This window comes from Metapseudomonas resinovorans, from assembly GCF_002003485.1.
GTDB lineage: Bacteria > Pseudomonadota > Gammaproteobacteria > Pseudomonadales > Pseudomonadaceae > Metapseudomonas > Metapseudomonas resinovorans_D.
The window spans coordinates 1-21,975 of sequence record NZ_BDMA01000013.1 but is presented as its reverse complement, the minus strand read 5'-3'; the positions used below and the strand labels follow the sequence as shown (position 1 = coordinate 21,975).

The following is a 21,975-nucleotide window of genomic DNA, read 5'->3' as shown; positions in this document are numbered from 1 at the left end:
TGCACACCAATGACTTCCGGTGCGCACGGCGCACCCTACCTGTGGAACTCTGCAATGCATAACCCACCGGCCATCGTCCTCCTCGGCAATGGCGGCCTGCCCGTCGCGAGACGCATCCAGGCGCTTTATCCACAGGCGCGCATCCTCGGTCTGACCGGGCGTGTCGAGGGTGCCGACGACGCCTACGCGGAGTTCGGCGACACCCTGCGCGAGCTCTACCGCACCGACACACCGATCATCGCCCTCTGCGCTGCCGGCATCGTCATCCGCACCCTGGCGCCACTGCTGGCGAACAAGGGCGCCGAGCCGCCGGTACTGGCAGTAGCCGAGGACGGCAGCGCCGTGGTTCCCCTGCTCGGCGGCCTGGGCGGCGTGAATCGCATGGCGCGGGAAATCGCCACGGCGCTGGACGTGGCACCAGCCATCACCACCAGCGGCGAACTGCGCTTCGGGACCTGCCTGCTGGACCCGCCAACGGGTTATGCGCTGGCCGATATCGAGCAGGGCAAGCGCTTCGTTTCCGACTTGCTGGGCGGTGAAGCGGTGCGCGTAGAGGGCACGGCGCCCTGGCTGGAGGAGGTTCGCCTGCCCCTCGCAGATGAGGCGCAACGGGTCATTCACGTCACCGCCGAGGCGCGCCCGGCCGAACGTCATGAATTGTTGATCCACCCTCGCACGGCAATCGCCCGCATCGACGGCACGGCAGACGCGGAGGCTGTTCGCCTGCTGCTCGCCGATGCCGGGTTGGCGGAGCTGTCCCTGGCGTGCCTGGTGGCTGACCGCTCACGGATGATCGATACCGACCTGGCCACGGCGGCCGCAACACTCCGCGTGCCCCTGCGCTTCATCAGCGATGAAACCGGGCTGCCTCCCTTGCGCCAGCAAGCGCATGGCAACCGCCTCTACCTCGCGGCCGAGCCTGTGGACCCAGCGCTGATCGGCCAGCCTCGTGGCCGCCTCACGGTGGTCGGCCTCGGCCCCGGTGCCGCCGATTTCATGGTGCCTGCCGTGCGCCAGGCACTGGACGAAGCCGAGGACCTGCTCGGCTACGAAACCTACATCCGCATGGCCGGCCCACTGCGCGCCGACCAAGTGGCGCACTGCACCGACAACCGCGAAGAGCTCCAGCGCGCCCGCCATGCCTTCGAGCTGGCGGCGAGCGGTCGCCGCGTGGTGGTGGTGTCGTCCGGCGATCCCGGCGTCTTCGCCATGGCCGCGGCCGTGCTGGAGGCGCTGGATGAGTCCCGCGATCCCGAGTGGCTGCACGTCGAGTTGCAGGTGTTCCCTGGCGTTTCTGCCGCACTGGCCACCGCCGCCAAGGCTGGCGCGCCGCTGGGACATGACTTCTGCCTGATCTCCCTGTCGGACAACCTCAAGCCCTGGGAGGTGATCGAGGACCGTCTCGATCACGCCGCCGCCGCCGACCTGGCCATGGCCTTCTACAACCCCATTTCCCGCGCGCGTCCCTGGCAGCTCGGCCGCGCGCTGGAAATCGTCGCTCGCCATCGCCGCCCGGAAACGGTGGTAGTGCTCGGCCGCGATGTCGGCCGCCCGGCGGAGAAGCTCACCCTCACCAGCCTCGGCGAGCTGACGCCGGAGCAGGTGGACATGCGCACCCTGGTGATCATCGGCTCGTCGCTGACCCGCCGCGTGCCGAAGGGCAACGGCGAGGATTGGGTGTACACACCGCGCTGGTATCGCTGATACCGTAGGGTGCGCCGCGCGCACCGATTCCCTGCGCTCGCTCCCTGGTGCGCATGGCACACCCTACCGCCCCCCCTCCACCGCTGAATGATTCCGACGGCTGCATCAGGCAAGACCTACGACCGCTGTTGCAAAACCCGAGGCGCATCATGAAAATGCGATTAATTTTCATTTGTTATCGCATATCGCGGTGCCCTTCATGTCGTCTCCCCACATCACCCTCCAGGCGCTGTACAGCGAGCATCACGGCTGGCTGAAGAACTGGCTGCGCAGCAAGCTGGGCAATGCCGCCGATGCCGCGGACCTGGCCCAGGACACCTTCCTGCGCCTGCTGGGCAAGGGCGAGAGCTTCGAATTGCGTACCCCGCGCGCATTTCTACGTACCGTGGCGCGCGGGCTGGTGATCGACCACTGGCGCCGCGAAGAACTGGAGCGCGCCTACCTGGAAGCGCTGGCGCAACTGCCCGAGGCCAAGGCGCCCTCCCCCGAGGATCGCGAACTGATCCTCGAACTGCTGGAACGCATCGCGCTGATGCTCGACCGTCTCAAACCCAAGGCACGCACCGCTTTCCTGCTGGCGCAATGCGAAGGCCTCACCCACAAGGAAGTCGCCGCGCAGATGGGCATTTCCCTGCGCTCGGTGGAGCGCTACGTGGCTGATGCCCTGTACCACTGCTACCTGCTGAGGTTCGAGGAATGAGCGCCCAGAGCCGGCCCGCCGGTCTCAACGAACAGGTCGTGCGCCAGGCCATCCACTGGATGATGCGACTACGCGGCAATGGCGATGCTGAATTGCAAAAAGCCTGCGAGCACTGGCGCGGGCAGGACGCTGACCACGAACTCGCCTGGCAACGGGTGCAGCAACTCGACCATGAGCTCGGCATGGCCATGCCCGGAACCGGCCTGCTGCTGGACAACGCCCGCGCCGGTTTGCGCCGGCGCCAGGCACTCAAGCTGCTGTCCGGCGCAGCAGTCGGTGGCGCCGCCCTGTGGCTGACCCGCGACATCACCCCCTGGGAGCGCCTGACCGCCGACCTGACCACCGCGACCGGTGAACGGCGCGGCCTGGCGCTCAACGATGGCAGCCAGCTGCAACTGAATACCGATTCGGCTGTGGATATCCGATTCGACTCCCGGCAGCGGCTGATCGAGCTGCGCCGGGGCGAGATCCTCCTCAGCAGCGCTATCCAGCCCACACCGATGCGCGTCCGCACCGCCCATGCCGAGGTGGAAACCGACGCCGCGCGTTTCGTGCTGCGCCAGGGCAAGACGGCTTCGCGACTCAGCGTGTTGCAGGGCAGCGTGGCACTGACCCCATCCCGCGGGCTATCGAAGCAGGTCATCGAAGCCGGCCAGAGCTTCGACGTCACCCACGAAGTCATCCGTCCGGTCCAGCAACTGGACATGGAAGCGGGTGCGTGGGTCGACGGCCTGATTGTCACCCGCGACATGCGCCTGGCGGACTTCCTCGCGGAAGTGGGTCGCTATCGCCCTGGCCGCCTGGCCTGCACCGAGGCGATCGCCGACCTGCGCCTGTCCGGCGTGTTCCGCCTGGAAGACACCGACAGGCTGCTGACGTTGCTGCCGCGCACGCTGCCGGTGGAGCTGCACTACCGCACGCGGTGGTGGGTGACGGTGGAGGCGAGGGTTTAATCGTTCTGGCGAAGAACGGCTGTTGTAGGGGCGAATTCATTCGCCAAGCAGGCCGAAGGCCTGCCCTGTCGAGTTCCTTTGGGGGCAGCTTCGCTGCCCTTGGCGATTGAAATCGCCCCTACAGGTTTGCCTCGCCCTCACCTTCGAACGAATTCGATTTTTTTGGCGGGTTTTTCCGCCCGCCCCGGCAAAGGGAATGAATCCCATTAACCTTTGACGATCCCCACGGAAGTTTTCATGACCGCACCTCGCGCTTCCCACCTTGCCCTCGCCATTCGTGGCGCCCTGCTGTCCGCCGCCCTGGCCGCCCCGCTGTTGCCCTGCGCAGCCATCGCCGACGAGGCCGTCGCCGTTGCTAGCCGCAGCTATGCGATTCCCGCCGGGGCCCTCGATGAGGCGCTGAACCGCTTCGCCCGCGAGGCGGGCATCAACCTCTCCGCCACGCCGGAACAGACCCGTGGCCTGAAAACCAGCGGCCTGGCGGGCACCTGGTCGGTGCAAGCCGGTCTGGCGCGGCTGCTCGAAGGCACCTCGTTGCAGGCCGAAAACCTCGGTGGCGGCAGCTTCGTACTGCGTGAGATTCCGGCCGGTAGCGCGCTGGAAGTGCCCAGCACCCAGGTGTTCGCGCTGGGTAACGCCCTGGGCAGCGAGGACGGCTACCTGGCCACCCACAGCCAGATCGCCACCAAGACCAGCAAGTCGCTGATGGAAACTTCGCAGAGCGTGTCGGTGATCACCCGCGAGCAGATTGACGACCAGGGCTCCAAGACCGTCCAGCAATCCATGCGCTACACCCCCGGCATCTTCACCGGCCAGGTGGGTGCTTCGAACCGCTATGACTACATCGTGATGCGCGGCTTCGCCGACAACAGCGTCGACAACGTCTACCTCGACGGACTGAAGACCATGGGCGACAGCGGTACCTTCAGCTCGATGCAGGTGGACCCGTACTTCCTCGAGCGCATCGATGTGCTCAAGGGCCCGTCCTCCGTGCTCTACGGTCGTAGCCTGCCGGGCGGCCTGGTGGCGCTGACCAGCAAGAAACCGCTGTACGAGGATTACCACCAGGTGCAGGCCACGGTGGGCAACATGAACCAGAAAGGCGTGGGCTTCGACTTCAGCGGTCCGCTGGATGAAGAGAAACGCATCGCTTACCGCCTGGTGGGCCTGGGCAAGGGTGGCGATACCCAGTTCGACCACACCAAGGAGGAGCGCTACGCCATCGCTCCGACACTCGCCATCGACTTCAGCGAAGACACCACCCTGACCCTGCAAGGCTACCTGCAGCACGACCCCAATGGCGGTTACCACAGCGGCGTGCCGGCCGACGGCAGCCTGTTCCAGCACAACGGCAATCGCATCAGCCGCGAGTTCTTCGATGGCGAACCGGGCCTGGACGACTTCGACCGCACCCAGCGCATGTTCGGCTATCAGTTGGAGCACCGCTTCAACGATGTGTGGACCGCCCGGCAGAACTTCCGCTACCTGAGCTCGGACGTCGACCTGTCGCAGGTCTACGGCTACCAGTGGACCGCCCCCGACAGCAACGAACTGAACCGCTACTTCAGCGGCGCCAGCGAGGAGCTCGAGGCCTACATCATCGACAACATGATGCAGGCTGAATTCGACTGGGGCAGCACCCGCCATACCCTGCTCACCGGCCTCGACTACCAGCGCCGCAAGACCCATGTGGACTGGACTTCCGGCGTTTCCACGCCGCTCAACGCCTTCGATCCGATCTATGGCGACGAGAGCCTGAGCTTCCTCTCCGAAGACAACCACACCCGCCGCCTGGAGCAGACCGGCCTGTACATGCAGGACCTGATCGATGTGAACCAGTGGCGCATCTCCCTCGGCATGCGCCAGGACTGGGTGGACGTCTCCGACGAAAACCGCACTACGCAGACCAAGAGCGACGAGCAATGGAGCAAGTTCACCGGCCGCGCCGGCGTGCTCTACCTCTTCGAGAACGGCATCGCGCCCTACATCAGCTACTCCGAGTCGTTCAACCCGAACGCCTACTCCGACGCATCCGGCAAGGCCCTGGAGCCTACCGAGGGCAAGCAGTGGGAAGCCGGCCTGAAGTTCCAGCCCGAAGGCAGCAACAGCATGTACACCGCCTCGGTGTTCCATATCACCCAGGAGAACGTTGCCTCCAAGCTGCCCCAGGACAACTTCTTCACGTCGGTCGGCAAGGTGCGCTCCAAAGGCGTCGAGCTGGAGGCCCACACCCAGGTCACCGAGAACTTCAAAGTGCTGGCCAGCTACACCTACACCGACATCACCTACGCCAAGGCACTGGACGGCAACCAGGGCAACACCCCGAACCAGGCGCCCAAGCACATGGCCTCCATCTGGGGTGACTACAACTTCAATGCGGGCGCCCTGGATGGCCTGCGCACCGGCCTCGGCGTGCGCTACGTCGGCAAGACCTGGGCGGACAAGGAGAACACCCTGCACGTGCCCTCCTACACCCTGGTCGATGCCCTCATCGGCTACGACCTCGGCAAGCTGGGCATGCAGGGGCTGGACCTCAGCCTGAACGCCAACAACCTGCTGGACGAGGATTATGTGGCGTCCTGCTACAGCCTCGACTTCTGCTACTTCGGCGAGAAGCGCAACGTCACGGCGACGCTGAGTTATCAGTTCTGACGGCCAATCCCGCGCGATACCCGGTGCGCACAGCGCACCCTACCCGGCACGATCTCCGCGTAGGGTGCGCCGCGCGCACCAGAATTCCCGCCCACAAAAAAAGGCGCACTCGTGGTGCGCCGTCACTGCCATTCCGCAGCTCAAATTCGTGGGGAGGAAACGAAGCACCGCTTGTGGCGATGCCTCGCATAGTGGGGCCGGCCGACGCGACCACCGCTATTGGATCGGGCGTGTCAGACCACCGGGGTCAGCACCTCGCCCTTGTCGAGGAATGCCTGCAGATTGGCGAACACCTGCTCTTCCATCTGCAGACGAGTCTCTGCGGTGCCGCTGCCGATGTGCGGCGCCAGCACCACGTTGTCCAGGGTGAACAGGGCATCGGGTACACGCGGCTCGGCCTCGAATACATCCAACCCGGCGCCGCCCAGTCGGCCTTCAGTTAGGGCTGCCACCAGCGCCTGCTCATCCACCACCGAACCACGGGCGACGTTGATGAGAATACCGTCCGGCCCCAGCGCGTCGAGCACTGGCGCCGAGATCAGGTGATGGGTTGCCGCGCCACCGGGACAGGTCAGCACCAGGAAGTCCGCCCAGCGTGCCAGCGCCAGCAGGTCCGGTTCGAAGCCGTAGGCGCTGTCGGCTCCCTGCCGACGGTTGTGGTAGCGCACCTGCATGTCAAATCCGCCGGCGCGGCGCGCCACATCCTTGCCGATGCGGCCGAGGCCGACGATACCCAGGCGCTTGCCGCTGACCTTGCGTGCCAGCGGGAAGTTGCCGGCCGGCCAGCTTCCGGCGCGAACGAAGCGATCCGATGCGCTGATGCGCCGCGAACAATCGATGAGCAACCCCATGGCCAGGTCGGCGACGCAATCGTTGAGCACGTCCGGCGTGTAGCTGACCTGAATGCCTCGGCGACGCGCCACGTCGACCGCGATGGCGTCGTAGCCGACCCCGAAGCTGCAGATGGCACGCACGTTGGGCAGACGCTCGAGCATGGCGGCCGAACAACCGAAGCGGGCCGAGGTGACCACGATGTCGAACCCGGCTCCGTGCTCATCGAGGAAGGTCAGCGCATCACCCTGCTGCCAGAGCTGGGTTACAGCATGCTCGCCGGCCAGGCGCTGGTTGAAGCGCTCGGTCAGCGGGCCCACGTGGAGGATCTTGGGTTCCATTCTGGGTCTCTCAATCGATTCGGCTGATCACGTTACCGGAGCTGGATTGAACAGCGTCAGATCGTTGTGCAGCCGATGCTTCTCCGCCCAGGTGTGCTCCTTGCCGCTGGCCACATCCAGGTAATAGCGGAACAGTTCCCACCCCATTTCTTCCAGGGTCACGCGCCCGGAGGTGATGCGCCCGGCATCGACGTCGATCAGGTCGGGCCAGCGTTCGGCCAGTTGGGAACGGGTCGAGACCTTGATCACCGGCACCATGGACAGGCCATAAGGCGTGCCGCGACCCGTGGTGAACACATGCAGGTTCATGCCCGCTGCCAGTTGCAGGGTGCCGCAGACGAAATCGCTGGCCGGGGTCGCGCAATACTGCAGGCCCTTGCCACGCACGCGCTCACCCGGCGCGACGACGCCGGCGATGGCGCTGTTGCCGGACTTGGCGATGGAGCCCATGGCCTTTTCGACGATGTTGTTCAGGCCGCCCTTCTTGTTGCCGGGTGTGGTGTTGGCGCTGCGATCAGCCATGCCGCGGGCGAGGTAACGGTCGTACCACTCCATCTCGCGCACCAGCGCCTGGGCCACTTCGGGAGTCGCCGCACGTGGGGTAAGAAGGTGGATGCCATCACGTACCTCCGTGTTCTCAGAAAACATCACGGTGGCCCCGGCACGCACCAGCAGGTCAGAAGCGACGCCCAGAGCGGGGTTGGCGGTGACACCGGAGAAGGCATCGCTGCCGCCGCACTGCATGCCCAGAACCAGCTCCGAGGCCGGGCAGGTTTCCCGGCGGCGCTGGTCGAGAATCTTCAGGCGGTCTTCGATCATTCCCATGATCTGCTCGACCATGCCGGCAAAGCCGCTGGCGGAATCCTGCAGGCGGAACAGCCAGGCTTCCTCATCCTGCCCGGCGGTGAGTTCATCGCCGGGCATGAGTTGTTCGGCCTGCAACTTCTCGCAGCCAAGGCCGATCACCAGTGCCTGGCCACCCAGGTTCGGGTTGCGGGCGATGTTGTGCAGAGTGCGAATCGGGATCACCGCATCCGGTGCATTGATTGCCACACCGCAGCCGTAACTGTGGGTCAGGGCAACCACGTCATCGACATTCGGGTACTTCGGCAGGAGCTCCTTGCGCACGCGCTCGACGCAATGGTCGAGCACACCGGTGACGCACTGCACAGTGGTCGTCACACCGAGGATGTTACGGGTGCCGACACTGCCGTCCGGATTGCGGAAACCTTCGAATGTGTAGCCGGGAAGCTCAGCCATGGGCGGCGGTACAGCGGTGGCCATGGGCAGGTTGTCCAGCCCCGGTGCTTCGGGAATGCTCAGCAGTTCCTCGCGTACCCAGCTGCCACGAGGAATGGCCTTCAAGGCATGGCCGATCACGGTGCCATAACGCAGCACGGCGCCGCCGGCTGGGATGTCCACCAGGGTGACCTTGTGGCTCTGGGGAATGGCTTCACGGGTGACCAGGCCATCGGGGAACTGACCGCCTTCGGCCACGCCCTGCTCGTTGATGACGATGGCGACGTTGTCATCCGGGTGCAGGCGCACATGGCGGGGAGAGTCCTGGTGTTGGATCAACTGCATGGCTGACTCCGTTGTTGTTCTGTGGCTCGGTGGACATGAAAAGCGATGTCCACCCTACGGTTGGATCCAAGGCGCTGCGTAGGGTGGATCACGCTTCACCGATCCACCATCGGAGGTGGGATCGGCGGCGATGGTGGATATGAAGAGCGATATCCACCCTACATTTTTGGGAGCGAATTCATTCGCGATTGAAATCGCTCCCACAACCCGGCTAGCGCACCAGGCAGGGACGCTTGTTGTCGAAGGTCCAGTTCGGCACCAGGTACTGCATGGCAATGGCGTCGTCCCGCGCGCCCAGGCCTTTGGCCTTGTACAGCGCGTGGGCCTTGGCCAGTTCGTCCATATCCAGTTCGACACCCAGGCCCGGCTTTTGTGGCACCGCGACCTTGCCGCCCTTGATGCGCAGGGGCTCCCTGGTCAGGCGCTGGCCGTCCTGCCAGATCCAGTGGGTGTCGATGGCGGTGACTTTGCCCGGCGCCGCAGCGGCGACATGGGTGAACATCGCCAGGGAGATGTCGAAGTGGTTGTTGGAATGCGAGCCCCAGGTCAGGCCCCAGTCGTTGCACATCTGCGCCACCCGCACCGAACCCTGCATGGTCCAGAAGTGCGGGTCGGCCAGGGGGATATCCACAGACTGCAGCGAGATGGCATGGCCCATCTGCCGCCAATCGGTGGCGATCATGTTGGTGGCAGTGGGGAGGCCGGTGGCACGGCGGAACTCGGCCATCACCTCGCGGCCGGAGTAGCCGTTCTCGGCGCCGCACGGGTCCTCGGCGTAAGCCAGCACGTGGTGCTGGTCGCGGCACAGGGCAATGGCCTGCTTCAGCGACCAGGCGCCGTTCGGATCGAGGGTAATACGGGCATCGGGGAAGCGTTCGGCCAACGCGGTGACCGCTTCGATTTCCTCTTCGCCGCGCAAGACGCCGCCCTTGAGTTTGAAGTCGTTGAAGCCATAGCGGGCATGGGCGGCCTCGGCCAGGCGCACCACGGTCTCCGGGGTCAGCGCTTCTTCGTTGCGCAGGCGGAACCAGGCGTCGTCGGCATCGGCTTCGCTGCGGTAGTCGAGGTCGGTCTTGTTGCGGTCGCCGACGTAGAACAGGTAGCCGAGCATCTCTACTTCGTCGCGCTGCTGGCCTTCACCGAGCAAGGCCGCCACCGGCACTTCCAGGTGCTGGCCGAGCAGGTCGAGCAGTGCGGACTCCAGTGCGGTGACCGCATGGATGGCGATGCGCAGGTCGAAGGTCTGCAGGCCGCGGCCGCCGGAGTCGCGGTCGGCGAACGCCTGGCGCACCTGGTTGAGCAGGCTCTGGTAGTTGCCGATGGACTGCCCCACGAGCAAGGCGCGGGCGTCCTCCAGGGTCTGGCGAATGGCTTCGCCGCCGGGAACCTCGCCAACGCCGACGTGGCCGGCGTTGTCCTTGAGGATCACCACGTTGCGGGTGAAGTACGGGCCGTGGGCGCCGCTGAGGTTGAGCAGCATGCTGTCCTGGCCGGCCACCGGCACCACCTGCAGTTCGGTGATGCGCGGTGCGCCCTGGTGAAGATTCTGTTGAGTCATTGCCTTGTCCTTCTGCGAATTAACGTGCCGGAGTCGCGGCAGGCGCTTCGGAAGCGGCTGCCGGAGCCTCGGCGTCAGTCTTTGCACCCTTGAGCTCTACGCGCTTGATCTCGCCGACGATGAACAGGTAGCTGAACGCCGCCATGAAGGCGTTGACGCCGACGAACACCAGGGCCCACTTGAAGGAGCCGGTGGCGGCGATGATGTAGCCGATGACGATGGGCGTGGTGATCGAAGACAGGTTGCCGCAGGTGTTGAAGATGCCACCGGAGAGGCCGGCGATCTGCTTGGGCGACGTGTCCGACATCACCGCCCAGCCGAGGGCGCCGATGCCTTTGCCGAAGAAGGCCAGGGCCATGAAGCCCACCACCATCCAGTCAGCATCCACGTAGTTGCAGAGGATCATGCTCATCGACAGCAGCATGCCGCAGACGATCGGCGTCTTGCGCGCCACGCTGAGGGAATGGCCGCGGCGCAGCATCCAGTCGGACAGCACGCCACCCAGCACGCCGCCGATGAAGCCGCAGATGGCCGGCAAGGAGGCGATGATGCCGGCCTTGAGAATGGTCATGCCGCGTTCCTGCACCAGGTACACCGGGAACCAGGTGAGGAAGAAGTAGGTGATGGCGTTGATGCAGAACTGGCCCAGGTAGATACCGGCCATCATGCGGCTGCCCACCAGTTGCTTGATGTGCTCCCACTTCGGGCCGTTGCCAGGCAGCTTGCGGTTCTGGTCCATGTCCACGAGTGCGCCGTTGGCGGCGATGTGGTCGATCTCGGCCTTGTTGGCCAGCGGGTGTTCCTTCGGGTTGAAGATGAACTTCAGCCACACCGCGGAGAACAGGATGCCGATCACGCCCATGACGATGAACACGTGTTCCCAGCCGAAGCTGTGGACGATCCAGCCCATCAGCGGAGCGAAGAGCACCGTGGCGAAGTACTGCGCGGAGTTGAATACGGCAGACGCGGTGCCGCGTTCAGCAGTGGGGAACCAGGCCGCGACGATGCGCGCGTTGCCGGGGAAGGACGGCGCTTCGGCGAAGCCCACCAGGAAGCGCAACATGAACAGCGTGACGACGGTCCAGGCCACCGGCAGGGTGTCCACGAAACCCTGCATCAAGGTGAACAGCGACCAGGTGAAGATGCTCACGGCGTAGACGCGTTTGGAGCCGAAGCGGTCGAGCAGCCAGCCGCCCGGGATCTGCCCCAGCACGTAGGCCCAGCCGAATGCGGAGAAGATGTAGCCGAGCATGACGGCGTCGATGCCGAGCTCTTTCTGCATGGTGGAACCGGCGATGGAGATGGTCGCGCGGTCGGCGTAGTTGATCGTGGTCACCAGGAACAGCATGAGCAGGATCAGGTAACGCACACGGGTTTGTTTCAGTACTTCGCCCATGGTTCTTCTCTCTGAATTGTTCTTGTCGAAGAGCCCGCGCGGGCTTGCCGCGCGAGTGTCATGTTGCATTCCGCAGGCAGCGGACGGGGTCAGAACCTCGGCTTCCTGATTTTCCAGGCCGGGTCGTATTTGCGCATCTGCCGCGCGTCGTCGCGACTTCGGATGTCGATGGAGAGGTACTGCTCATGGAGTTTGGCCAGCTGATCCTGGTCCAGTTCCACGCCCAGGCCTGGTGCACGGGTGATGCGCACGCAACCGTCCTGGATCGGCAGCTTGCCGCCCTTGATGACCTCCTCGTCCTCCTCCTGCCACGGGTAATGCGTATCGCAGGCGTAGGTGAGATTGGGCACGGATGCCGCCACGTGGGTCATGGCCATCAGGCTGATGCCGAGGTGCGAGTTGGAGTGCATCGACAGGCCGAGGCCAAAGGTGTCGCACATCCGCGCCAGCACCTGGGTATCGCGCAGGCCGCCCCAGTAGTGGTGGTCGGCGAGGACGATCTGCACGCTGTTCAGGGCGACGCTGCGCCGGAACTCATCGAAGTCGGTGACCACCATGTTGGTGGCCAGCTGCATGCCGGTGCGCTCGTGCAGTTCGGCCATGCCATCGAGGCCGGGGGTCGGGTCTTCGTAGTACTGCAGGTCATCGCCCAGCAGCTCGGCCATGCGCAGCGCCGTTTCCAGCGACCAGTTGCCATTGGGATCGATGCGCAGCGGGTGGTCGGGGAAGGCCTTCTTCAGCGCCTTGATGCAGGCCACTTCGTGCTCCGGCTGCAAGGCGCCGGCCTTCAGCTTGATGCTCTGGAAGCCGTGGGCCTCGATCATCCGTGCAGCCTGGGCAACGATCTGCTCCTCGCTGAGGGCTTCGCCCCAGGAGTCCGGCGCGTAAGGCGCATCGATGTGCTTGGCGTACTTGAAGAAGAGGTAGGCGCTGAAGGGAACTTCAGTGCGAATGGCGCCGCCCAGCAGGTCCACCAGGGGCATGTTCAGCGAGCGGGCCTGCAGATCGAGGAAAGCGACCTCGAAAGCGGAATAGGCATTGGCCACCTGCTTGCTGGGATGGGAGCCGGGAGCCAGTTCGGCGCCGGTTTCGGCCGGTCCGAGGCGAGCCACGGTCTGAATGACGCGCGCACGCAGACCGTTGAGGTCGAACGCATCCAGCCCGACCAGACTGTCCTGCATGGCCTGCAGCACCGCCAGGACTGGCGCGTCGCCGTAGCTTTCGCCCAGGCCGACATAGCCGTTGTCGCTCTCGACTTCGATGATCGAGCGCAGCGCGAAAGGTTCATGGATGCCGCTGGCATTGAGCAGTGGCGCATCGCGGAAGGCGATGGGGGTAACTCTGACTCGTTTGATCTTCACGAGCTTTTCCTACCTGTGCTTGTTGTTGTACCGGTAGTCCCTGTTCAAGCGCGGGGCAGGCCCTGCCCCGCGTGTATCTGACGCGTCGGATCAGCCCCCGATGTAGGTGGTCTTCACCGTGGTGTAGAACTCCTGGGCGTAGCGACCCTGCTCGCGCGGGCCGTAGGACGAGCCTTTGCGGCCACCGAATGGCACGTGGTAATCCACCCCGGCAGTGGGCAGGTTGACCATGACCATGCCGGCCTGGGCGTGGCGCTTGAAGTGATTGGCGTACTTGAGCGACGTGGTGGCGATGCCGGCGGACAAGCCGAACTCGGTGTCGTTGGCCAGCGCCAGCGCCTCTTCGTAGCTGGCCACGCGGATGACGTTGGCCACCGGGCCGAAGATCTCCTCGCGGCTGATACGCATGCCCGCTTCGCTGTCGGCGAACAGTGCCGGCGCCATGAAGTAGCCCTCGGTCTCGCAGCGCACCCGTTCGCCGCCGGCCACCAGGCGCGCACCTTCGGCACGACCGATGTCGATGTAGCTCAGGTCCTGCTCCAGTTGCGCCTGGGACACCACCGGGCCGACGTCGATGCCGGTCTGCAGGGCATGCCCCACACGAATGGCACGCATGCGTTCGGCCATCGCCTCGACGAAGCGGTCGTGGATGCCGGCGGTGACGATCAGCCGGCTGCTGGCGGTGCAGCGCTGGCCGGTGGAGTAGAAGGCGCTCTGCACGGCGAGTTCGACGGCGAGCTTGAGGTCGGCGTCGTCGAGGATTACCTGCGGGTTCTTGCCGCCCATCTCCAGCTGCACCTTGGCGCCACGTGCAACGCAGGCCGCGGCGATGCTGCGACCCACACCCACCGAGCCGGTGAAGCTGATGCCATCGACGCGCTTATCGTTGACCATGGCCTCGCCGACCACGCGGCCGCTGCCCATCACCAGATTGAATACCCCGGCGGGGAAGCCGGCGCGGGAAATGATCTCGGCCAGGGCCCAGGCGCTGCCTGGCACCAGGTCGGCCGGTTTGAACACCACGCAGTTGCCGTAGGCCAGCGCTGGCGCAATCTTCCAGGCCGGGATGGCAATGGGGAAGTTCCACGGGGTGATCAAACCGATCACGCCCAGGGGCTCGCGGGTGACCTCCACCGAAACGCCGGGGCGCACCGAGGGGACGACTTCCCCGGCCAAGCGTAGGCATTCGCCAGCGAAGAACTTGAATATATTGCCGGCGCGAGTCACCTCGCCGATGGCCTCGGGCAGGGTCTTGCCCTCTTCCCGCGCCAGCAGGGTCCCCAGTTCCTCGCGACGGGCGAGGATTTCGCTGCCGACCTTGTCGAGGGCATCGTGGCGAGCCTGGATGCCGGAGACCGACCAGGATGGGAAGGCCACCCGGGCCGCTTCGATGGCTTGGGCCACCTGGGCGGCGTCGGCCTGGGCGTACTCGCCCAGGCAGTCGGTCAGATCGGAGGGGTTGATGTTGCGCGAGTAGCCGCTGCCGGCCACCCACTCCCCGCCTATGTAATTGTCGAAGCGTTTCTCAGTCACGAGTCTTCTCCTGGCTGCAGGTCACTGCGCGCCCTGGGCATCGATCAGCGCGGCGAGGCGCTCGTACTCATCGGGCAGCAGGTCGGTCAGCGGAGCGCGGACCGGACCGGCGTCATAACCAGCAATGCGCGCACCGGCCTTGACGATGCTGACGGCATAGCCAGCGCGGCGGTTGCGGATGTCCAGGTAGGGCAGGAAGAAGTCGTCGATCAGCTTGCCCACGGTTTCGTGGTCGTCACGGGCGACGGCGTTGTAGAAATCCATCGCGGTCTTCGGAATGAAGTTGAAGACGGCGGAGGAGTACACCGGCACGCCCAGCGCTTTGTAGGCCGCGGCATAAACCTCGGCAGTAGGCAGACCACCCAGGTAGCTGAAGCGATCACCGAGGCGGCGGCGGATGGAAACCATCAGCTCGATATCGCCCAGGCCGTCCTTGTAGCCGATCAGGTTCGAGCAGCGCTCGGCCAGTTGCTCCAGCAGGGCCGGGGTCAGGCGGCAGACGTTGCGGTTGTAGACCACCACGCCGATGTTCACCGATTTGCAGACCTGCTCGACATGGGCGGCTACACCTTCCTGGCTGGCTTCGGTCAGGTAATGGGGCAGCAGCAGCAGGCCCTTGGCGCCAAGGCGCTCGGCTTCCTGGGCGTACTGGATGGCGAGGCGGGTGGGGCCACCGACGCCGGCAAGGATCGGTACGCTACCGGCGCAGGTGTCGACGGCGGTCTTGATGACGGAGGAGTACTCGTCCGGCGCCAGGGAGAAGAATTCACCGGTACCGCCCGCGGCGAAGAGCGCCGAGGCGCCGTAGGGAGCCAGCCATTCCAGGCGACGGACGTAGCTCGGGGCGTTGAAGTCGCCGGCAGCGTCGAAGTCGGTGACGGGGAAGGACAGCAGCCCGGAGGAGAGGATGGACTTGAGTTCTTGTGGATTCATTATTCGAGCACCCTGCGAAGCGGTTTGAGTAAGACCGGGGTAAACCGGCCTGAGAGATACGTTATCGTACAACTAAAGATACTGCCAATCGCCGTTCATCCTCCTGTGCGCTCATCGCCCGCTATCGCGGCATGAGGCGCCCTACCCGCTTTCCATGCCACGTAACCGCTCTAAATCAGTGCGATTGACCTTGAGCCAGATGGATTTGGATGAACCAGTGACTGCACAGACGACCATCCCGTGGCCAAGCCATTCGACTCTGCGGCTGTCCGAATCAGTTGTACGACAACATATAACATCAAATCTTGTAGGACAACTCCCCCGAGCGGAAAAAGTTGCCCCACTCTCCCGGAGACTCGACTGACTGTAGGGTGCGCTGTGCGCACCAACCGATGGATCAGCGCCGCGAACCGTCCAACCAATTGCGCGCGGCGCACCCTACTTGGGCCTAGCAGGCAGCGGGAGTTGCTCGTGCCCACAAAAAAGGCCGCTCGATGCGGCCCTTGCTCTGCGCGGGATGTCCTCAGCCCTGCCGGGCCCTTTCCGCTTCTTCATGGGCCTGGCGGAGGCGCTCGCGGCTATTGGTCAGGTGCAAGCGCATGGCCGCTCGGGCCGCGTCGCTGTCCTGCCGGGCGATAGCTTCGTAGATGTCCTCGTGCTCGCGACTCAGGCGAGCGAGATAGTGCTCCCGGTCATCATGGGCGATACGCGCCGAATTGAGCCGCGTCCGCGGAATGATGCTGGTGCCCAGGTGGGTCATGATGTCGGTGAAATAGCGATTCCCCGTGGCCAGGGCGATCTGCAGGTGGAACTGGAAGTCCGAGGCCACCGCGTCAGTGCCGTGGGCGGCCTTGAGGAAGGTGTCCAGTGCTTCGCGCATCGCCACCAACTGCTCCGGAGTACGGCGCTGGGCGGCCAGTCCGGCGGATTCCACTTCCAGGCTGATGCGCAGTTCGAGGATAGCCATGACATCGCGCAGGGTGACGATGGTCGCCGGGTCGATGCGGAACCCCATGGGGCTGGGCGTATCCAGCACGAAGGTGCCGATGCCGTGACGGGTCTCCACCAGCCCCGACGCCTGCAGTCGCGAAATAGCCTCGCGCACCACGGTGCGGCTGACTCCCTGGGCTTCCATGATGGCGGACTCGGTGGGCAGCTTTTCGCCCCGCTTGATCACGCCATTCTGGATCTGTTGGGAGAGCTCGTTCACCAACTCCTGCGCCAGGCTACGGTGCTTGCGGCGCGGACGTGGCAAGGTGCTTGGGTTGTCCATTGCGAAGGTTGGTCCGGTGAAAACTGAGGGCCCATCATAGCCCAGCGAGTTGTACGATGACACTCATCTGCCGTTCGCAGGGCCAGAAACGAAAAAGGCGCAGCCCGAGGGCTGCGCCTTTGTCATTCCGCTTACGCGATTCGACTCAGAACGGGATATCGTCGTCGAAGCTGTCGTAGTCCGGAGCCGGCTGGGCGGCGGGCTGCGGAGCCGGGCGCTGTTGCGGGGCGGACTGCTGCGGTTCGCGCTGCGGGCGCGGAGCACGCGGGGCGTCGCCTTCGCTGCCAGGACGGCCGCCGAGCAGTTGCATCTGGCCGTTGATGTCGACCACGATCTCGGTGGTGTAACGCTTCACACCGTCTTTTTCCCATTCGCGGGTGCGCAGGGCGCCTTCGACGTAGACTTGCGAGCCCTTGCGCAGGTATTCGCCGGCGATTTCGGCGAGACGGCCGAAGAACACCACGCGGTGCCATTCGGTACGTTCCTGCTGCTGGCCGGTCTGCTTGTCCTTCCAGGACTCGCTGGTGGCCAGGGTGACGTTGGTCACCGCGTTGCCGTTGGGCAGGTAGCGGGTTTCCGGATCACCACCGACGTTACCAACCAGAATGACTTTGTTAACCCCACGGGCCATGACGTTCTCCTAGGCTTCAGCACGTTCCGGGGCCGACTCGATCAGGCGCTCCAGGGACGTGCGGTCCAGTTTTTCAGAATCCACTTTGATGTAGATGGCCGCCTCTTCGGCCACCACGACGGCATCTGCCACTCCGGGCAGAGCCAGCAAACGCGCAACCAGCCCGGTATCGGCCACGGCCGCTGCACTGAGCGGCAGGCGCAGGCTGGTTACGTACGGAGGTTCACGCATAGTAACAGCAATGGCCAGCCAAATCGCACAGACCACCGCACAACCGACGAACACGGTAGACAGGCCGCCATGCTGGAACAGCCAGCCGCCGAGAATGCCGCCTACGGCCGCGCCGAGGAACTGACTGGTGGAGTAAACCCCCATCGCCGTGCCCTTCCCGCCTGCCGGAGCGACCTTGCTGATCAGCGAAGGCAGCGAGGCTTCTAGGAGGTTGAATGCGGTGAAGAAAATGATGGTGCCGAAAACCAGCGCACGAAGGCTCTCGCCGAACTGCCAGAAGAACAGCTCGCAAGCACAAAGCACCGCGACCGCACCGACCAGCACACGTTTCATCTGGCGCTTTTTCTCGCCGTAGATGATGAAGGGGACCATGCCGAAGAAGCCTACCAGGAGCGCGGTGAGGTAAACCCACCAGTGCTCTTCCTTGGGCAGGCCGGCTTTCTCCACCAATGCCAGTGGCAGCGCGACGAAGCTGGCCATGAGGACGGCGTGCAGGGCGAGGATGCCGAAGTCCAGGCGCAGCAGGTCGGGATGTTTCAAGGTCGGTAGCAGCGCCTGGCGCGCCACGCCTGATTCACGATGCTGCAGCGGATGGGCGGCACGCGGCACCATGGTGGCGACGATCACGATCCCGAACAGCGCCATGATGGCGGTCGCCCAGAACAGGCCGGAAAGTCCGAATGCGCGGGTCAGCAGCGGGCCGACCACCATGGCGACGGCGAAGGACACGCCGATGCTCATGCCGATCATGGCCATCGCCTTGGTGCGGTGCTGCTCGCGGGTGAGGTCGGAGAGCAAGGCCATGACAGCTGCAGAGATGGCCCCAGCGCCCTGCAGCACCCGACCGGCAATAACGCCCCAGATGGAGTCCGCGTTGGCTGCCAGGACGGCGCCGGCGGCAAAGATCAGCAGGCCGATGTAGATCACCGGAAGACGGCCGATACGGTCGGAGACGACGCCGAAGGGAATCTGCAGAAGGGCCTGGGTCAGACCGTAGGCGCCAATGGCCAGGCCAATGAGGGCCGGGGTCGCACCGGGGAGGTCCTGGCCGTAGGTGGCCAGCACTGGCAATACCATGAACATGCCGAGCATGCGGAAGGCGAACACCAGGGCCAGGCCGCTGGCCGCGCGCGTCTCGCTGCCGCTCATGCGTTCAGAGTGGGAATCGTGCATAGGTGCCTCAAGGGAGAACGATCGGGGCCTGCGTCATGCGCCCCTTGCCCGGCCGCGACCGGAGCCCGAAAAATGACGCGCATTCTAGCAGTCCCGCCCGTTTCCGTGACAGTCGTGACGCTTTGCCGCTCAGCCGTGGCGGGCCGTATAATCGGCGGTTTCCGACCGCCAAGTGAGGCCGTTGTGGACAAGATCCTGATCCGTGGGGCGCGTACCCACAACCTGAAGAACGTCGACCTCACCCTCCCCCGCGACAAGCTGATCGTGATTACCGGCCTGTCCGGCTCCGGCAAGTCGTCGCTGGCTTTCGACACGCTCTACGCTGAAGGCCAGCGCCGTTATGTGGAGTCCCTGTCGGCCTACGCCCGGCAATTCCTGTCGATGATGGAAAAGCCCGATGTGGACACCATCGAGGGCCTTTCGCCGGCGATTTCCATCGAGCAGAAGTCCACGTCCCACAACCCGCGCTCCACCGTCGGCACCATCACCGAGATCTACGATTACCTGCGCCTGCTCTACGCCCGTGTAGGCATGCCGCGTTGCCCGGATCACGATGTACCGCTGGAAGCCCAGACCGTCAGCCAGATGGTCGACCAGGTGCTGGCCCTGCCCGAAGGCCGCAAGCTGATGCTCCTGGCGCCGGTGATCCGCGAGCGCAAGGGTGAGCACCTGGCGGTGTTCGAGGAACTGCGCGCCCAAGGTTTCGTTCGTGCCCGGGTGGACGGCAGGCTCTACGAACTGGATGAACTTCCCAAGCTGGACAAGCAGAAGAAGCACTCCGTCGACGTGGTGGTGGACCGTTTCAAGGTCCGCGGCGACCTGCAGCAACGTCTTGCCGAGTCGTTCGAGACAGCAATCAACCTCGCCGACGGCATCGCTCTGATTGCGCCCATGGATGACGAAGAAGGCGAGGAGATCATCTTCTCTGCGCGCTTCGCCTGCCCCCATTGCGGCCACTCCATCAGCGAGCTAGAACCCAAGCTGTTTTCCTTCAACAATCCGGCAGGCGCCTGCCCGACCTGCGACGGCCTGGGGGTCAAGCAGTTCTTCGACGCCAAGCGCCTGGTGAATGGCGAGCTGACCCTGGCCGAAGGTGCAATACGCGGATGGGACCGGCGCAACGTCTATTACTTCCAGATGCTCGGGTCGCTGGCCTCGCACTATGGCTTCAGCCTGGAAAAACCGTTCGACGACCTGTCTGCCGAGCACCAGAAGGCGATCCTGTTTGGCAGTGGCCGCGAGGATGTGGACTTCCGCTACCTCAACGACCGCGGGGACATCGTCAAGCGTTCGCATCCGTTCGAAGGGATCATCCCCAACCTGGAGCGCCGCTACCGCGAAACCGAATCGGCCACCGTGCGCGAGGAACTGGCGAAGTTTCTCAGCACCCAGCCCTGCCCCGACTGTCGCGGCACCCGACTGCGCCGTGAAGCGCGCCATGTATGGGTCGGCGACAAGACCCTGCCCGCAGTGACCGGTCTCCCGGTGGGCGACGCAGCGGATTACTTCGGCGGGCTCAGCCTGACCGGTCGGCGCGGCGAAATCGCCGAGAAAATCCTCAAGGAAATCCGCGAGCGCCTGCAGTTCCTGGTCAACGTCGGCCTCGACTACCTGACCCTGGACCGCAGCGCCGATACCTTGTCCGGTGGCGAAGCCCAGCGCATCCGCCTGGCCAGCCAGATCGGCGCCGGCCTGGTGGGGGTGATGTACATCCTCGACGAGCCCTCCATCGGCCTGCACCAACGCGACAATGAACGCCTGCTGGCGACGCTCACCCATCTGCGCAACCTGGGTAATACGGTGATAGTGGTCGAGCATGACGAGGACGCCATCCGTCTTGCCGACTATGTCGTGGACATCGGGCCCGGCGCCGGCGTGCACGGCGGCCAGATCGTCGCAGAAGGTACGCCGGACGAGGTCATGGCTCATCCGAACTCGCTCACCGGCAAGTACCTGTCCGGCCGCGTGAAGATCGAAGTACCGGCCGAACGCACCCCGCGCGACAAGAAGAAGTCCCTCAAGCTCAAGGGCGCCAGCGGCAACAACCTCCAGCAGGTGAATCTGGAAATTCCGGTGGGCTTGCTGACGTGCGTCACTGGCGTGTCCGGCTCGGGCAAATCAACCCTGATCAACAACACGCTGTTCCCGATCACCGCCACCGCACTCAACGGTGCCACTTCGCTGGAAGCATCCGCGCACGAGAGCTTCGACGGCCTCCAGCACCTGGACAAGGTGGTGGACATCGATCAAAGCCCGATTGGACGCACACCCCGCTCCAATCCGGCAACCTACACCGGCCTGTTCACGCCCATCCGCGAACTGTTTTCCGGCGTGCCGGAGTCCCGCTCCCGTGGCTACGGCCCGGGGCGTTTCTCCTTTAACGTGAAAGGTGGCCGCTGCGAGGCCTGCCAGGGCGATGGCGTGATCAAGGTGGAAATGCATTTCCTGCCGGACATCTACGTGCCCTGTGACGTCTGCAAGGGCAAACGCTACAACCGCGAGACCCTGGAGATCCGCTACAAGGGCAAGAGCATCCACGAAGTGCTGGAGATGACCATCGAAGAGGCTCGAGAGTTCTTCGACGCGGTACCGGCCATTGCCCGCAAGCTCCAGACCCTGATGGATGTCGGTCTGTCGTACATCCGCCTGGGTCAGTCCGCCACAACCCTTTCCGGCGGTGAAGCACAGCGGGTGAAGCTGTCGCGCGAGCTCTCCAAGCGCGACACAGGGAAGACGCTCTACATCCTCGATGAACCTACGACCGGCCTGCACTTTGCCGATATCCAGCAACTGCTGGACGTCCTGCACCGCCTGCGCGACCACGGCAATACGGTGGTTGTGATCGAGCACAACCTCGATGTGATCAAGACGGCCGACTGGCTGGTGGACCTCGGTCCCGAAGGCGGCTCCAAAGGTGGCCAGATCATCGCGACCGGTACCCCGGAGGAGGTCGCCGACATGACCCAATCCCATACCGGGCGGTTCCTCAAGCCGTTGCTGGAACGCGATCGCGCCTGATTTCGTAGGCACTGTCTAGTCCTGAAATAGGTTTACACCTTTCAGGCTAACCTCCAGACCTCAAAACGCCCGATGCACCGCATCGGGCGTTTTGTATTTCAGG

General features: G+C 64.6%; 15 protein-coding genes. 5 read left to right on the top strand and 10 right to left on the bottom strand.

Features of this window, described 5'->3' with window-relative positions; all coding sequences use genetic code 11:
* Positions 1-54: 54 nt before the first annotated feature.
* The 4 genes from cobJ (at position 55) to MnOB_RS03565 (ending at position 6,009) form a co-directional block, all read left to right on the top strand.
* Entirely contained in the window at positions 55-1,704 is a 1,650-nt protein-coding gene (cobJ, locus tag MnOB_RS03580; RefSeq protein WP_077522105.1) for a precorrin-3B C(17)-methyltransferase, read from the top strand.
* A 199-nt stretch (positions 1,705-1,903) separates the two neighbouring features.
* A complete protein-coding gene (locus MnOB_RS03575; protein WP_077522103.1) occupies positions 1,904-2,404 on the top strand; it encodes a sigma-70 family RNA polymerase sigma factor in 501 nt (166 codons plus the stop codon).
* Positions 2,401-3,357, top strand: coding sequence for a FecR domain-containing protein (locus MnOB_RS03570; protein WP_077522101.1), 957 nt, complete (start codon positions 2,401-2,403; stop codon positions 3,355-3,357). Before MnOB_RS03575 ends, MnOB_RS03570 begins: the two co-directional genes overlap by 4 nt.
* Positions 3,358-3,594: 237 nt before the next feature.
* Positions 3,595-6,009: a TonB-dependent siderophore receptor gene (locus MnOB_RS03565; RefSeq protein ID WP_077522099.1), complete on the top strand. Its 2,415-nt coding sequence runs from the start codon at positions 3,595-3,597 to the stop codon at positions 6,007-6,009.
* Between the two features lie 233 nt (positions 6,010-6,242).
* Here MnOB_RS03565 and MnOB_RS03560 read toward each other — a convergent pair whose 3' ends face one another.
* The 10 genes from MnOB_RS03560 to MnOB_RS03515 form a co-directional block, all read right to left on the bottom strand.
* Positions 6,243-7,181: a 2-hydroxyacid dehydrogenase gene (locus tag MnOB_RS03560; protein WP_077522097.1), complete on the bottom strand. Its 939-nt coding sequence runs from the start codon at positions 7,179-7,181 to the stop codon at positions 6,243-6,245.
* Positions 7,182-7,208: 27 nt separating this feature from the next.
* Positions 7,209-8,765, bottom strand: a complete 1,557-nt coding sequence (garD, locus tag MnOB_RS03555) for a galactarate dehydratase (RefSeq protein WP_077522095.1) — start codon at positions 8,763-8,765, stop codon at positions 7,209-7,211.
* Between the two features lie 211 nt (positions 8,766-8,976).
* Positions 8,977-10,323, bottom strand: a complete 1,347-nt coding sequence (gene gudD, locus MnOB_RS03550) for a glucarate dehydratase (RefSeq protein WP_077522093.1) — start codon at positions 10,321-10,323, stop codon at positions 8,977-8,979.
* A gap of 19 nt (positions 10,324-10,342) precedes the next feature.
* Positions 10,343-11,719 carry an MFS transporter gene (locus MnOB_RS03545; protein ID WP_077522091.1) on the bottom strand — a complete coding sequence of 459 codons (1,377 nt, stop codon included), beginning with the start codon at positions 11,717-11,719 and terminating at the stop codon, positions 10,343-10,345.
* 89 nt (positions 11,720-11,808) lie between these two features.
* Positions 11,809-13,080: a glucarate dehydratase family protein gene (locus tag MnOB_RS03540; RefSeq protein ID WP_077522089.1), complete on the bottom strand. Its 1,272-nt coding sequence runs from the start codon at positions 13,078-13,080 to the stop codon at positions 11,809-11,811.
* A 90-nt stretch (positions 13,081-13,170) separates the two neighbouring features.
* Complete coding sequence (locus MnOB_RS03535; RefSeq protein WP_077522087.1) at positions 13,171-14,613, bottom strand: aldehyde dehydrogenase family protein; 1,443 nt, start codon at positions 14,611-14,613, stop codon at positions 13,171-13,173.
* A 21-nt stretch (positions 14,614-14,634) separates the two neighbouring features.
* Positions 14,635-15,546, bottom strand: a complete 912-nt coding sequence (gene kdgD / locus MnOB_RS03530) for a 5-dehydro-4-deoxyglucarate dehydratase (protein ID WP_077522085.1) — start codon at positions 15,544-15,546, stop codon at positions 14,635-14,637.
* Between the two features lie 523 nt (positions 15,547-16,069).
* On the bottom strand, positions 16,070-16,819 hold the full coding sequence (locus MnOB_RS03525; protein WP_077522083.1) for a FadR/GntR family transcriptional regulator: 750 nt from the start codon (positions 16,817-16,819) through the stop codon (positions 16,070-16,072).
* 145 nt (positions 16,820-16,964) lie between these two features.
* Positions 16,965-17,450 (bottom strand): single-stranded DNA-binding protein, encoded by a 486-nt coding sequence (locus MnOB_RS03520; RefSeq protein ID WP_077522081.1) that lies wholly within the window; start codon positions 17,448-17,450, stop codon positions 16,965-16,967.
* A gap of 9 nt (positions 17,451-17,459) precedes the next feature.
* The gene (locus MnOB_RS03515) at positions 17,460-18,854 is read right to left on the bottom strand and encodes an MFS transporter (RefSeq protein WP_077522079.1); all 1,395 of its coding nucleotides are present in this window, start codon (positions 18,852-18,854) and stop codon (positions 17,460-17,462) included.
* Positions 18,855-19,037: 183 nt separating this feature from the next.
* On the opposite strand from MnOB_RS03515, the gene uvrA reads away from it, so the two are divergent.
* On the top strand, positions 19,038-21,872 hold the full coding sequence (gene uvrA, locus MnOB_RS03510; RefSeq protein ID WP_077522077.1) for an excinuclease ABC subunit UvrA: 2,835 nt from the start codon (positions 19,038-19,040) through the stop codon (positions 21,870-21,872).
* Positions 21,873-21,975: the final 103 nt, after the last annotated feature.